Genomic DNA, 15,055 nt, shown 5'->3' on the forward strand with positions numbered 1-15,055 from the left:
TTATGTGGTTGATCCTTTAAGCTCAAAAACCGTTAATTCTGGTCTGCACAGAAAACGAATGGGCAGTTGAGTCATGCCAAAACCACGATTCACATACACCGGCATCTGTGTCTGGGTGGTGTAATATACCCCCTGGACATCCGTGTAATACAACCCTTGAACATACTTGTGTGAACCTCGCGGAGTTGTCAGTGCCCCAATCCAGGGAAAACGTACCTGTCCACCATGGCTATGACCGGAAAGTTGTAATCCGAAACCATAGGGAGTGGCAATGTCGGCATAATCCGGTTCATGCATAAGTAACAATTTCCACACATCGTGATCCAATCCCTTGATGGCTTCAGCAGGATCAGGCCTGCCTGTAAGTGCGTCATCCAGACCAGCTATGGCCAGACGTTCGCCCCCTTGTTCAATCACCACATGTTCGTTCCGTAACAAAGTGAATCCAGCTTCACGGAACATGGTTGTCACTTCATTCTGCTGCCCGCCCCGATAATCATGATTCCCCAAAACAGCAAATTTGCCATACTTTGCTTGCATGGAGGCGAGTACCGGAATACATTCTCGCATCGGCTCTGCTTCCCTCTCGACGATGTCTCCGGTAAAACAAATCAAGTCCGGTTGCTGCTCCTCAATCGTTGCTGCCAGCTTCTTCAGCTCTTTCACCCCGGTATGAAAACCAAGATGGGCATCGCTGAACTGAACGACACGCAAACCGTCAAATGCCTTTGGAAACTTCGGAAGTTTCAGCGCCACTTGCTTGATCTCCAGACGACGCGGTTCCCATAACCAGGCATAACCTCCTGTAAGCAGACTAGCACCCGCTGTCATCAAAACCATGCGCAATAAGAAACTTCGGCGAGAGGGATCATGATCCTTTTCTTCCCCAGGAAACACAGACTCTTCTGCACCTGGTGCTTTGTGCGAGCGCTGGGACGGCGAGTTGTTGCTGCCCTGACGCGGTGTCTCTGCCATATCTCCCCCTCCTTCTACGCTCTTAATCCATCCGCTTAGTATATCATATTCTGCATGGGTAGCCCGGTTCCTCTGCTTCATTACAAAAAGAAGCCGGGATCTCCGGCATGTTGCTGCACGGGATCACGACTTCTTCTAAGTTGCAGATTACACTTCTGCACATTTTATGACGAGATTATACACCCAACCAGCGTTTGAACATATGCTTGGTCGTTTGTTTGTTCATTTCGGCAATGGAGGTTGTCAGTGGAATGCCTTTTGGACAGGATTGCACACAGTTCTGTGAGTTACCACAGCCCTCAATGCCTCCGTCTTCCATCAACGCTTCCAGACGATCGTCGGCGTTCATCTCCCCTGTTGGGTGAGCGTTGAACAGGCGCACTTGGGACAGTGCTGCTGGACCGATAAAGTCTGTTTTCTCATTGACGTTCGGACATGCTTCCAGACATACACCACATGTCATGCATTTGGACAGCTCATATGCCCACTGACGCTTCTTCTCAGGCATCCGTGGACCTGGACCGAGGTCATAGGTACCATCGATCGGAATCCATGCTTTTACGCGTTTCAGGGCGCTAAACATCCGGCTACGGTCGATGACCAAGTCACGAACCACTGGGAATGTCTTCATCGGTTCGATACGAACGGGCTGTTCGAGCTTGTCGATCAGGGCTGCACATGCTTGACGTGGCTTGCCGTTGATGACCATGGAGCAGGCACCGCAGACTTCTTCGAGACAATTGGAATCCCAGCAAACGGGAGCAATGGATTTGCCATCTGTATTGACGGGGTTCCGCTGAATCTCCATCAGGGCGCTGATCACATTCATGTTGGGACGGTACGGAAGCTCAAATTCTTCGTTGTACGAAGATGACTCCGGGCTATCCTGACGGGTGATGATAAACTTGACGGTTTTGTTGGCTGTAGCTTGTTCCGCCATATCGTAGTCCCCTCCTCTGGTGACGATGATTGGTGTTGCTGATGCGCAAAGTTACTCTTTTGGTGCACGGGTGGCGCTCCGTCAGTGGAATGACCTTCCGACCGCTGTTGCTCCCCCATTTTACTGAATGGATCTCTATTGAATAAAATGGGGTATCAAAGGCGGACGCTTCGCTTCTTCAGGTCAATTCCACTTCCTCCGCTACGTTGTGCACGCAGAGTCACTTTGCTGGAAAACTGCACTCCATTCATGCTGGATGGCAGTATTGAAGTGCTGAAGCATCGCTAGGCGCTTTGCTTCTTCTGGGCATTTCCGCTTCCTCCGCTACGTCGTGCACGCAGGGTCACTTTGCTGGAAACTGCACTCCATTCATGCTGGATGGGCAGTATTGAAGTTCTGAAGCATCGCTAAGGCGCTTTGCTTCTTCTGGGCATTTCCGCTTCCTCCGCTACGTCGTGCACTGGGTCACTTTGCTGGAAACTGCACTCCATTCATGCTGGATGGGCAGTATTGAAGTTCTGAAGCATCGCTAGGGCTTTGCTTCTTCTGGGTCTTTCCTTCACTTTGATGGCAGTAACTTTGAAGAAGCTCTGCTTCTTCAAAGTTCTCCTGCCTCTCCGTTCAGGTGTTTAACTATTCATTGCATGAATAGTGTGGTACTTCTTAATCCTTGGAGTAATCCCGGATACGTGGTGGGATCAGGGATACGTCTACTGGCTCGTACGAGATTTTCGGGCCTTCCTTCGACCAGCTTGCGATAGTCGTTTTCAGGAACTCTTCGTCATTACGTTCCGTAAATTCCGGTTTGTAATGCGCGCCGCGGCTTTCGTTACGGAGTAGAGCACCGAGAGTCATTGCTTCTGCCAGTTCAATCATGTTCCACAGTTGGCGAGTGAATGCTGCGCTTGGGTTATTCCAACCGGAGCTGTCATACATGTTGATTTTGCCATAACGCTCTTTCAATTCCTTGATCTTGCCAATCGTGGCTTCAAGCTTGTCGTTGTAACGCACAACCGTCATGTTGGCTGTCATCCACTCGCCAAGCTCTTTATGAATGACATAGGCATTTTCCGTGCCCTGCATTTTCAAGATGCCTTCGTACTTGTCGCTTTGTTGTTTGGTGTGTTTCTCAAATACGGAAGATGGGATATCAGCGGACGATTTTTTAAGTCCTTTGATATATTCAGCCGCTTTTGGTCCAGCCACCATACCACCATAGATCGCAGATACCAATGAGTTTGCACCCAGACGGTTCGCACCATGGTATTGATATTCACATTCACCAGCTGCGAACAGCCCAGGAATGTTAGTCATTTGATTGTAATCTACCCACATGCCGCCCATGGAATAATGGACTGCCGGGAAGATTTTCATTGGGATTTTACGCGGGTCATCACCCATGAACTTCTCATAGATCTCAATGATTCCGCCGAGTTTAACATCCAGTTCCTTCGGATCTTTGTGCGACAGGTCGAGATAAACCATGTTCTCGCCGTTCACACCCAGACCCATATCTACGCAGACGCTGAAGATTTCACGAGTCGCGATATCACGTGGAACCAGGTTACCGTAGGATGGATATTTTTCTTCAAGGAAGTACCAAGGTTTTCCGTCTTTGTACGTCCAGATCCGTCCACCTTCACCACGCGCGGATTCAGACATGAGACGTAGCTTGTCATCCCCTGGAATGGCTGTTGGGTGAATCTGAATGAATTCCCCGTTTGCGTAATTTACACCTTGCTGATACACCGCACTTGCTGCTGTACCTGTGTTAATTACAGAGTTGGTCGTTTTACCGAAGATGATCCCCGGACCACCACTCGCCAGAATAACCGCTTCTGCCGGGAAGGTCTGTACCTTCATCGTTTTCAGATCTTGGGCTACGATTCCGCGACAAACGCCTTCATCATCCAAAACCGCCTGCAGGAACTCCCAGTTCTCATATTTCGTAACCAGGCCAGCTGCTTCCCAGCGACGTACCTGCTCGTCTAATGCATAGAGCAATTGTTGTCCTGTTGTCGCTCCTGCAAATGCCGTACGGTGATGCTTCGTTCCCCCGAAACGACGGAAATCAAGCAAACCTTCCGGTGTCCGGTTGAACATTACGCCCATACGGTCCATCAAGTGAATGATGCCAGGTGCTGCTTCGCACATCGCTTTAACAGGAGGTTGGTTCGCAAGGAAGTCACCGCCGTATACCGTATCATCAAAGTGTACCCATGGGGAGTCACCCTCACCCTTGGTATTTACCGCTCCGTTAATGCCGCCTTGTGCGCATACAGAGTGGGATCGTTTAACAGGAACCAGTGAAAATAAATGAACATGGACTCCGGCTTCAGCCGATTTGATCGCCGCCATCAATCCCGCGAGACCGCCGCCCACAATAATTACATTCGTTGATGCCATTGCTGTTCACTCCCTTATAAGTCAGCATTTATACGCTAAATGCTTAAATTAGAACTGTTTTTACTGCGTCAATCATCGAAGTAGCTGTTTGGAAATCAATGCTCCGGAAAGCAAATAGTGAAGCAATAAACATGATGGAAACAATAGCGAACAAGCTCATACATACGTAAGAGGATACACGTTGCGCACGCGGACCAACCGTAATTCCCCAGCTAACAAGGAACGACCACAGACCATTGGCAAAGTGATATGACGCCGCAACCACACTGATCATATATATCGCAAAGGTTATCGGATTCGTCACCGCATCATGTATGACGCCGCCAATCTCTTCATGGGATACATTACCCAGCGCAATCTGTACTCGCGTCTCCCATACGTGCCAGATGACGAATACAAACGTAATAATACCGCTTACCCTCTGTAACGTGTAGCGCCAGTTGCGCTCATTACCGTAACGCCCAACGTTAGGCTTGGCCTGATAGGCAATGTAAAGACCATAAACACCGTGATAGAACAACGGCAGCCAGATAAGTAATGCCTCAATTACAATAACAAGAGGCAAACCGTTCAGAAATGCAACGGCACCGTAAAAAGCTTCTTTGCCGCCTTCAACTGCCGTGAAGTTCGTCACCAAATGCTCAACAAAAAACAAACTGAGCGGAATGACGCCAAGCAAGGAGTGCAGCTTTCTGGAGTAAAACCCTTTCATAAAATGTCGATCCCCTTTCGCTAAATACAACGTTTTCATAAATGATTTCACTTATCATGACACGAATCCTTTTCCATGAAAAGGTTCGACAAATTGTTCCGTTTTCCCCAGGTGTGAACAACTTGTGTCACGGTTCATGTTACTCCTTTTTTTCTTATAAGGGAATTGCAATATAATTATTAAATGTTATAACCTATAGGTATAAGCAGTGAAACATTGGGTTTACAGGCTATACAACATGGAAAACGATTGAGCAAGGGCAAGAATCACATTCATGGAAAAGAGGTTATTGTTCATGTTTGAGGAGTTAAATGCATTTGCAGCGGTCGTGGAGCAGTCCAGCCTGAACCGTGCATCCAAGTTACTGAACTTGTCCCAACCCGCACTCTCACGCAAAATCGCCAAATTGGAGGATGAACTCGGAGTTGCCCTGTTCCACCGCCGTGGCAAACGGCTGGAGTTAACCAGTGTGGGCCAGTTCACCTATACCTACGCTGTAGAACAGAAGCAGCAACAACAGAAGTTCCTCACCATGCTGGCCCAGTATAAAGACGAAGAACAAAGCACCATTACACTTGGAGCCAGTCTGACGACGCTTCAAACTACGTTACCACCTCTCGTCAATGCCTTTATGGAGAAACATCCAAATGCCGAACTGAAACTGTTGACGGGTAAAACACATGAGATTGTGTCGTTTGTGCGTGACAAAAAAGCCGATGTGGGCATTGTCGCCTCCTCCATCAGCGAAGTGGGGCTTAACTGTGTGCCGCTCTTTGACGATCACCTGGAACTGGTTGTGCCGCTTACACACCCCTTGTCCGGTAAGGAAGCTGGGATGGAGCATTTGCAGGATCTGCCGATGATCACGTTCTCCAAAGGCACCTGGTATCGCAAATTAACGGACGATCTCTTCCAGCGCTGTGCCGTGATGCCGGATATTCGCATGGAGATTGATTCCTTCGAAGCGATCATCCGACTTCTGCCTTCCGCCAAAGCTGCTGCTCTATTGCCCAAGTCATATCTTCGTCCACAATTGCTCGCGGACAATGATCTTGTTTCTGTTCATTTGCCTCAATTACAGCAGACCCGCAGAACAACTTGTATGATCTATGGGGAAAAAGAGGACCTCAGCGAGACCTCCAGACAATGGGTCAAGGAGACTGCTGCACTCTTTACAGCAAAGGCGCCATTGCCCTCACGGAGGGCTACGACGCCTTTGCCTTGATCTGAATCAGCCAGGTTCTAACGCCTGGCTTCCATATTTAACTCATGATAATTATCAGCTCTCTTGGCTGATAACCTCTTCTTCAAATCGGTCGATATCTGCATTATTACCAATAATGACCATGATATCCCCCATTTGAAGCGAATCCAGTGCCGTCGGAGCGATAATGACCCCAGCTTCCTTCTGTAACGCTACAATGCTGCAACCAAAACGTACACGTGCATTCAGGGTGGAAAGGGTTTTGTTGTGCAGACAGGCGGGAACCTTCATCTCGACAATACTGTAATCATTGGATAATTCAATGTAATCCAGCAAGTTCGGGGTAACCAGCTGGTGGGCAACCCGAATGCCCATATCCCGCTCAGGATAAACGACACGATCAATCCCCAGTTTATCCAATGCGCGTCCGTGAAGGACGGATATGGCCTTGGCCACAACCGTCTTGACGCCCAGCTCTTTTAACAGAATCGCGGTGAGAATGCTCGTCTGAATATCATCCCCGATAGCAACGATACAGCAGTCAAAATTTCGAATACCCAGGGAGCGTAGCACTTCCTCATCTGTGGCATCGGCTACAACGGCATGGGTGACCAATTCACTAATGTCTTCGACGACTTCTTCATTTTTATCGATCCCGAGCACCTCGTAGCCGAGTTCCATTAATTCCTGTGCCAGACTGGAGCCAAATCGCCCAAGCCCAATCACCGCAAACTGCTGTGTTTTCATTGTTCTTCACGAACCCCTTATCCAAATCAATTTCAAAACTCACTAAAAATAGATTTATCCAATAATCATTTTGCCTTCCGGATACCTGTATAACTCTTTACCCTTTTTCTGCCCAAGTGCATACGCTAATGTAATCGGTCCAAGCCTTCCAGCAAACATCGTAAAACAAATCAAGAGTTTGCCCAATGTAGTCAACTTCAGCGTTAGTCCAAGCGATAATCCTACAGTACCAAAGGCCGATGTCGTTTCAAATAAGATCATCATAAAACTGGCGTCTTCTGTGGTACTCAGTGCCATCGTTACAGCTATGATGAACAAAAGCGCCAGCAATGTAATGGTAAGCGCCTTGAAAATCCGTTCCTGTACAAGCCGATAGCGGAAAAACACGATATCTTCACGTCCACGCATCATGGCGATGACCGCTCCAGCCATAATCATAAATGTCGTTGTTTTGATCCCGCCTCCGGTAGAACCCGGCGAAGCACCAATGAACATCAGAATGATCATAAAGAACTGTGTTGCCTGTCTCAGCCCGGCAATATCTACCGTATTGGCTCCTGCTGTTCGCGGCGTAACGGACTGGAAGAATGAACCGAGAATTTTGCCACCCCAGTTCAGGCCACCCAGTGTCCGTGGATTGCTGAATTCAAATACGAAAATGACAAGTGCACCAAACACAATTAACAATCCAGTCATTAACAGTACAACTTTGGAGTGCAGAGACAGCTTCCGCGTTTTGCGGTAATCCACCAGGTCTGACAACACCACAAAACCGATACCACCAGAGACAATCAGGAACATTGCTGTAAAATTAACCAACGGGTCATACACATAACCGGTCAGACTGCGAAAATCCCCAAACATATCAAAGCCCGCATTGTTGAACATGGAGATCGCATGCCAATAGCCATAATAGATCGCCTGTCCAATCGGCATGTCGAACGACCAGCGAATGGCAAACAGTGTGCCACATATGCCTTCGATAATGAGTGAGTAGATCACAACTTTACGGATCAGCCGGACGATGCCCTCCATCGTGCTCTGATTCATCGCTTCCTGTAGAATCAACCGTTCTCTAAGCGAAATCCGCCGTTTGAACGCAATGGCAACCAATGTGGACATTGTCATGAAGCCCAGTCCGCCAATCTGAATCAGAATCGCGATTACAACCTGACCCAGCACCGAGAAATGAGTCCCTGTATCCACCACAACCAAACCAGTGACACAAACAGCCGAAGTTGCTGTAAAGAGCGCATCAATAAATGCAAGACTGTCTCCGTTACGGTTGGATGCCGGAAGCATTAACAACATTGTGCCTACCAATATGATGCCAGCAAACCCTAACACAAGAATACGGGGTGGCGATAATCGCATCCATTGCACATTCAGTTTCACTTGAGTATCTTCCACCTCTTCTAAAATGAAAATAACTCCACACCCGTGGAGCGTTCTTCATTTGAAATGCTGTTGCCAAACGTTAAACAAGTATGATTCAGATTAAAACGACATATATAATGAAGTTGGAATATATCCTATTCGTTCCCTTGTTGGGCGAAAGACATGCGAATCATTGCACATTTGTTTCAAAATTATAAGCGCTGCGACGTTTGTAGACAAAACGTTTTTTGTGTAAATCGGATCGAATTCAGCCAAAAAGGGAAGAACTCAGATATGGCGACGGATGGATCAGATTCTTTCGGTCCTTTTCATTCATTTTCAAGGATTTACACCTGTTTTCGTTACATCATTGGCATTCGGTGCTTGGCCTGTGCTATGTTAACTTTAATATCCATATTAGTGCGTGTTCAAAAAGGGCGGTTTTCAGTACCAAGAAGATGGGATGAAGATAGATATGGAGTAGCGGAGCGTAGATCGAGCTACGTGAGCAACGGACATTTCGGCTGAATTCCATATTCGATGCTGATGATGCCGTTAGGCAACCTTCGTAATCAAAAGCGGACTTTTTGAACTACCTCTATCAATAAAGGAGGAACACCATTACATGAATCCCTTAGGGCAGCCTTTGCAACTCAAGGCTAACTTCAAGCGGCTGGGGTTGCTTGCGGCGATTGGCCTGATTCTATTTTTTGTATTTCAGATCTTTCCTGCTACCTCATCGCAAACGACAGAAATTTCATCCACGTCCTTCATAACCAAGGAGCAGGCGAAGCAATCCGCACGATTATTCGCAGCTTCTGTGAATGACTATACACTGCCAAATGATGATGCAAAAACCCTGGTCACCTACCAGACACATTCGGATATCTACGGGTATATGGCCAAAACCAAACAACTTGATACCTATAACCAGAAATGGGAAACAAGCTATCCTTACGATGTATTCCGCGTTCGTTTGCCTGATCAACACAAAGGCGGATATCTTAATGTTGACGTACATATGAAAACAGGAAAAGTCGTCGGCTTCAAACGGGAACTGCCTTCTTCACTCTATACCGCCATTGAGGCGGAGCAGGTTAGTGGACGAGTGACCACATCGCAAGTACTTGCTGAAGGCAATATATCTCTGGACGAGAAACAACAGCTCGCGGCTGGCGTTCTGACCGAATTCGGTTATGAAGTGCCGGCACTTCAACTGGAGACTCGCGATGGTGAAGCGGGACTGAAGTATGTGGATTCTGAAAAAGCCATTGGAGACTCTAAGCTTGAATTGAATTTTACGTTTGAAGAGGGTGCGGTACGATCCTTCGATCCTGGATTCTCTGTCCCTGAATCCCATACCGATTATGTGAAAGATCAAACGCGCCAAGCTAATTGGATGACCTATGGCGGCTATGCATTCCTGACCTTTGTTCTGGGCGTGCTGGCAATCATCTATAGCATTCTGACCCGAGCACATACGTCTTTCAAACGCGGGATCATTCTCTCGCTGGTGTATTTCGCAGCTTCGGTAATTGGTACGCTGAACATGATTCCACTCTTTCAGGCACAAGGGCTCTCCAGCTTCATGTTAGCGTTCCTGATGTTAATGCAGGCGGGAATTACGCTCGTCATGAGTGCAACCATCTATCTGTCCCTTGTTGCCGGTGACGGCATGTGGCGTAAAATAGGTCTGAACCCATGGCCTCGTGCGAAAGAACCCGGATATGGAAAATATGTACTTCACAGTATGTATGCTGGTTATCTGTGGGCATTCATTCTACTGGGTGTGCAATCCATCCTGTTCTTCATTCTGGAGCGAAGCATTGGCACATGGTCAACAACGTCAGCAGATCAATCTACATTTAATATGACCTATGCCTGGCTCTTCCCGATCATGGCCTGGATGGCCGGTATTGGTGAAGAAACTGTTTATCGACTGTTCGGCATTCGCATGATGCAAAAGATTGTGCGTAACACGTTTATTGCCTGTTTGATCCCAACCATCATTTGGGCACTTGGACACACATTGTATCCGATCTATCCAGTAATCACCCGTCCCATTGAGCTGTTGGTGATTGGATTGCTGTTCAGTCTGATTATGCTGCGTCACGGCTTCATTGCCGTTGTATTTGCCCATGTGATCTTCGACAGCTTGCTGATGGGACTCAGCTTGGTCTTTATGGGCGATGCCCTGAATATGGCTGCCGGACTCTTCTGGATTGTACTGCCGGCCATCGTTGGATATGTGGTCTACAAATTCAATCCAAAACAAAAAGAGAAGCCGTATGTTACGACTCCTCATCACGAAGTGCTGCAATAATCTGATTTGCCAGTTTGTCACCAATAGATAGAGGCCGGAAGTCTTCAACGCTGGCCTCTTTTATTTTGCGCAAAGAGCCAAAATGCTTCAACAACAACTTACGCCGCTTTTCTCCAATACCCGGAATGGCATCCAAACGTGATGTCACCATCGATTTGCCACGCTGTTCCCGGTGGAACGAGATCGCAAAACGGTGGACCTCTTCCTGTATCCGCTGCAACAGGTAGAATTCCTGACTATCCCGAGGCAGGGAGATGACTTCCGGTGGATTACCGATCATCAACTGCGAAGTCTTATGCTTCGCATCCTTCACCAGACCACATACCGGAATAAACAGCCCCAGCTCATTTTCCAAAATATCGACCGCAGCCGAGATCTGTCCTTTACCACCATCGACCACAATCAGGTCAGGCTGGGTCAGGTTTTCTTTTAATACCCGTTCGTAACGGCGACGGATGACCTCTCTCATCGTTTCATAATCATCCGGCCCTTCAACCGAACGGACCTTGTACTTCCGATATTCCTTCTTATCCGGTTTACCATCGGTAAATACAATCATGGCAGATACCGGGTTTGTACCCTGAATATTCGAGTTATCAAACGCTTCAATACGGTGAAGCTGATCCAACCCAATAAAACGTCCCAGTCCTTCGGCAGCTTTGGATGTACGTTCTTCATTTCGCTCAATCAAACGGAACTTCTCTTCCAATGCCACACGTGCGTTATCCACAGCCATCGTGATCATCTGGCGTTTCAATCCACGTTGCGGAATGAGCACTTTGATCTCCAACCACTCCTGTAAAGCAGCAGCAACCTGAGTTGGGTCTTCCAGTCCTGATGGAAGCTTTTCAGTTGAAGTAGTTGTATCCATTATTGATTCATCCTCTTGCATACTATCAGGTTGTTCACCTTCTGCATCTGTGGAACCTCCGTAAGCTGCACGAGTCTCAGCAACCAGTGGCTGGGAAGCGTTACTCCGCTCCACTTGTCCCATCTGCTCGAATTCTACCGTAACTGCGGCAGGCACCGATCCCTCAGCATCAGATACTGTATCCAAACTTTCGTTATCTGTTGCAAGATCCTTGGGCATTTCCGGCAACAAAATTTCTTGTGGCAATGCCGGATTATCGCTGTAATACTGTGTTACATAGGACATGAAATCACTGTACGCCTCACCGTAAAACGGGAAGGTTGATACGTGACGTTCAATCATTTTACCCTGACGCATATATAGAATCTGGACACACATCCAGCCTTTATCAATGGCAAAACCAAATACATCGCGGTCTCTGGCATCGGCCATCGTAATTTTCTGTTTTTCCATCATCGCATCGATGGCGATTACCTGATCGCGCAATTCCTTGGCACGTTCAAAATAAAGGTCCTCCGCAGCCTCTTGCATCTTACGCTGCAAATCCTTCTTAATCTCTTCGTGACCACCGCTCAGAAATGAACCAATTTCTTGTGAAATCTGGTCGTACTGCTCCTTCTCCACTTCCTTCACACAAGGGGCAAGACACTGTCCCATATGATAATACAGGCACACTTCTTTGGGCATTACACCACATTTGCGCAGTGGATACATGCGATCGAGCAATTTTTTCGTTTGGTGTGCCGCATACGAGTTCGGATAAGGTCCGAAGTATTTGGCTTTATCTTTCAGCACACGCCGGGTTACTTCCAGCCGGGGGTGCTTTTCATTTGTAATTTTAAGATATGGAAATGTCTTGTCATCCTTGAGCAACACGTTGTACCGCGGCATATGTTTCTTGATCAGGTTACACTCCAGAATGAGTGCTTCCATGTTACTGCCCGTCACGATATATTCGAAATCACGAATTTCGGACACCAGACGCTGGGTCTTTCCGTTATGACTGCCGATAAAATAAGAGCGTACGCGGTTCTTCAGAACTTTAGCCTTACCAACATAGATAATGGTGCCTTCACTGTTCTTCATCAGGTAACATCCAGACATGTCTGGCAGCAAAGCGAGCTTGTGGCGAATCTGCTCCAATGCCTTCTCCTGATCCTGCAAATCATTGATGAATTGATCCATAATTCGGTGAATCCTCCTTCCCGAAAAAGCTGAAATCCTCACGTTACATGAGATACTCCGACGACAGAATGATCTTTCGATCGCTGTAATTCACACGAACACTACGATAACAGAACAACCTTCCAATCGCTGTTATCCCCAGATTTTTTGATTCCCTTTTACAAGGGGAAAATCCGGTGATAAAGGCGAACGCTTCGCTTTTTCAGGTTTTTTCTGTTCTCTCCGCTATTGTGTGAGTAATTAATGCAATACATATTAAAAAGTGAAACTCGGATAAAAATTGCAACGGCTATGCTTCTACAGTTCATTTCTGTCTTCTTCGTTAAACATGTAAATTTCCAGTTTCATTTTATATAAATAGTATACTTTATATTGTCCTATATAAAGGTATTCGACGCAAAACGCCCCCGGCATGTAAACCGGAGGCGTATGTGTAAGCCTGTAAATTATTGGTGTTTTGCGATAATTCCTTTGAGCGCATCTTTCGAGTTCAGACCAACCACTTTATCTACCGGTTGACCGTCTTTGAAGAAGATCAAAGTTGGAATGCTCATTACGCCAAAGCGGGAAGCAGATTCCGGATTTTCATCCACGTTAACTTTAGCAATTTTCACTGCATCGCCAACTTCTGTGGACAGCTCTTCCAGGATTGGAGCGAGCATTTTACAAGGACCACACCAAGGCGCCCAGAAATCAACAAGAACCGTTCCTTCGCCTTCTACTTCAGCGTTGAAGGATTGATCGGATACGTTAACAATAGCCATGAAATTGTCCTCCTTATATATACTTACGGTTTATTTTAACCTGTAACGTCGTGAACGACACTTCCAGTATAACACAGGTACGTCAAACTTGTGAATTGAACGCTGCAATGTTCATCTTCCCAACATCAAATCTTCACAATTACAGGATGTAGCATACTAACTGCAAAATCTTTACAAACGCTTTCTTTTCCAAGTATACTAAAATTACTCCGGGTTTCAGCCCCTCCCATACGGGCAAGCTGTTTCCCCATAAGGAGGCAATAACATGGATGCAAATGTGCGGATCAACGACCCGCGTGAACATGTGAACGAGGAACCCCGCAACGATCTATTTGATCTGATCGCGGGTGTTGCCGGCATGGCCGGCCTGATGACAGTGATCTTTTTCGGTATGGTTATCTTCAAATTCCTCACCGAATAGGATGCTTCCAGGCTCACGCAGGACCAGAAAAGCCCGGTTTTCGCAACAATGCGAAAGCCAGGCTTTTTTTGGGACTACTTTAGCTTTTGATTGCAATCAGCTCAGCTTCTAAATCGTAAGCTCCACCGATAATTTGAAGATTAACCTTGTCCAGAACCATTTTGTTCAATTAGATCGGTTCAACGTTTGCCGCGCTGATTCTCACCCCGAACGGAGATGACATCCACGAATGGACGAATCCGGTCCATGAGACGCTGGCCTTTATTCATTTCCTCGCCGTCCCGGTTGGTAAAGCTAAGGTGTTTTTCAAGCCCATCCAGATTGTAATTGGACGTATAGAACGTAGGTTTGCGATTCATTCGATAGTTCAGAATGGACCCCATCACATGATCCCGAACCCAAGGGTTCAGATTCTCTGCCCCGATATCATCAAAGATGAGCAGATCACAACTTTTCAAAATATCCGTCATTTCCTTCAGCTTCTGCCCTTCACTGATCATGGATTTCAGATCCTCCACAAAGTCAGGCATATAAATAATGACACCCGTGTGGCCTGCAACCGCCAGTTCATGCAGCAGGTAACACATCAGAAACGTCTTACCCGTCCCGAATGTTCCTTCCAGAAACAGTCCTTGCGGAGATAATCCATTCTCCTTGGTCTCCCTAATATAACGAAGCACCTGATTTACTGCCGGAGCACGCATCCGATCCTTGCCCATAATCTCAACGTCATTGTATCCGGCACTGAGCGCACGCTCGTCCACATAGAAACTGCGAATGCGTTGCTTAATAATATGTTCATTTTGCCGGGCGATATGTTTGGAACAAGGCGCTTTTATATCTATGATTTCGGGTTTACCGTTAAAATGTTCTACTTCCAGTTTGCAAAAGTGGCCCTGAAAATCGTTAGGACAGTTGTCGAGTCCCGGACAATTCGCACAGTTCTTAGAGTCTTTGGCGTACTGAAACAGCTTGCTCAGATCAGTCATGAGCTGTGCATCTTGCAGTTCAGGATGACCTGCGCGGAATTCGCGTACGTACGGATTTTCCATCAATTCCGCCGCAATCCGCCGCGATTGCTCACGAAAGGCAGGGTTCAGCTGCTGAAGCAGTCCTCCCAAGGATTCCAT

The 15,055-nt window shown here is 47.1% G+C and carries 12 protein-coding genes; 3 read left to right on the forward strand and 9 right to left on the reverse strand.

The features are described from left to right. The 4 genes from MKY95_RS27290 to MKY95_RS27305 form a co-directional block, all read right to left on the reverse strand. Nucleotides 1-975 carry a metallophosphoesterase gene (locus MKY95_RS27290; protein ID WP_076319790.1) on the reverse strand — a complete coding sequence of 325 codons (975 nt, stop codon included), beginning with the start codon at nt 973-975 and terminating at the stop codon, nt 1-3. A 175-nt stretch (nt 976-1,150) separates the two neighbouring features. Next, nucleotides 1,151-1,915, reverse strand: coding sequence for a succinate dehydrogenase iron-sulfur subunit (gene sdhB / locus MKY95_RS27295; RefSeq protein ID WP_036605794.1), 765 nt, complete (start codon nt 1,913-1,915; stop codon nt 1,151-1,153). 663 nt (nt 1,916-2,578) lie between these two features. After that, nucleotides 2,579-4,321: a succinate dehydrogenase flavoprotein subunit gene (gene sdhA, locus MKY95_RS27300; RefSeq protein ID WP_036673387.1), complete on the reverse strand. Its 1,743-nt coding sequence runs from the start codon at nt 4,319-4,321 to the stop codon at nt 2,579-2,581. A 43-nt stretch (nt 4,322-4,364) separates the two neighbouring features. Then, on the reverse strand, nt 4,365-5,033 hold the full coding sequence (locus tag MKY95_RS27305; RefSeq protein ID WP_036605792.1) for a succinate dehydrogenase cytochrome b558 subunit: 669 nt from the start codon (nt 5,031-5,033) through the stop codon (nt 4,365-4,367). 295 nt (nt 5,034-5,328) lie between these two features. Between MKY95_RS27305 and MKY95_RS27310 the strand changes: the two genes are divergently transcribed. Then, nucleotides 5,329-6,258 (forward strand): LysR family transcriptional regulator, encoded by a 930-nt coding sequence (locus MKY95_RS27310; RefSeq protein ID WP_036673385.1) that lies wholly within the window; start codon nt 5,329-5,331, stop codon nt 6,256-6,258. A gap of 54 nt (nt 6,259-6,312) precedes the next feature. Here MKY95_RS27310 and MKY95_RS27315 read toward each other — a convergent pair whose 3' ends face one another. Both MKY95_RS27315 and MKY95_RS27320 read right to left on the reverse strand, forming a co-directional pair. Next, nucleotides 6,313-6,984: a TrkA family potassium uptake protein gene (locus tag MKY95_RS27315; RefSeq protein ID WP_017692455.1), complete on the reverse strand. Its 672-nt coding sequence runs from the start codon at nt 6,982-6,984 to the stop codon at nt 6,313-6,315. 54 nt (nt 6,985-7,038) lie between these two features. After that, nucleotides 7,039-8,379 carry a TrkH family potassium uptake protein gene (locus MKY95_RS27320; protein ID WP_100529755.1) on the reverse strand — a complete coding sequence of 447 codons (1,341 nt, stop codon included), beginning with the start codon at nt 8,377-8,379 and terminating at the stop codon, nt 7,039-7,041. Between the two features lie 607 nt (nt 8,380-8,986). Here MKY95_RS27320 and MKY95_RS27325 point away from each other — a divergent pair. Further along, nucleotides 8,987-10,684, forward strand: a complete 1,698-nt coding sequence (locus tag MKY95_RS27325) for a type II CAAX endopeptidase family protein (RefSeq protein ID WP_076319791.1) — start codon at nt 8,987-8,989, stop codon at nt 10,682-10,684. On the opposite strand, the gene uvrC is transcribed toward MKY95_RS27325, so the two are convergent. Both uvrC and trxA read right to left on the reverse strand, forming a co-directional pair. Beyond that, entirely contained in the window at nt 10,653-12,740 is a 2,088-nt protein-coding gene (uvrC, locus tag MKY95_RS27330) for an excinuclease ABC subunit UvrC (RefSeq protein ID WP_076319792.1), read from the reverse strand. The genes MKY95_RS27325 and uvrC overlap by 32 nt on opposite strands. Before the next feature lie 446 nt (nt 12,741-13,186). After that, nucleotides 13,187-13,504, reverse strand: a complete 318-nt coding sequence (gene trxA, locus MKY95_RS27335; RefSeq protein WP_017692451.1) for a thioredoxin — start codon at nt 13,502-13,504, stop codon at nt 13,187-13,189. 265 nt (nt 13,505-13,769) lie between these two features. On the opposite strand from trxA, the gene MKY95_RS27340 reads away from it, so the two are divergent. Further along, on the forward strand, nt 13,770-13,925 hold the full coding sequence (locus MKY95_RS27340; protein WP_143781130.1) for a YqzM family protein: 156 nt from the start codon (nt 13,770-13,772) through the stop codon (nt 13,923-13,925). Between the two features lie 179 nt (nt 13,926-14,104). Here MKY95_RS27340 and dnaI read toward each other — a convergent pair whose 3' ends face one another. After that, nucleotides 14,105-15,055 carry a primosomal protein DnaI gene (gene dnaI / locus MKY95_RS27345; RefSeq protein WP_076319793.1) on the reverse strand — a complete coding sequence of 317 codons (951 nt, stop codon included), beginning with the start codon at nt 15,053-15,055 and terminating at the stop codon, nt 14,105-14,107.

The sequence above is a fragment of the Paenibacillus sp. FSL P4-0176 genome (assembly GCF_037975265.1).
Lineage (GTDB): Bacteria > Bacillota > Bacilli > Paenibacillales > Paenibacillaceae > Paenibacillus > Paenibacillus amylolyticus.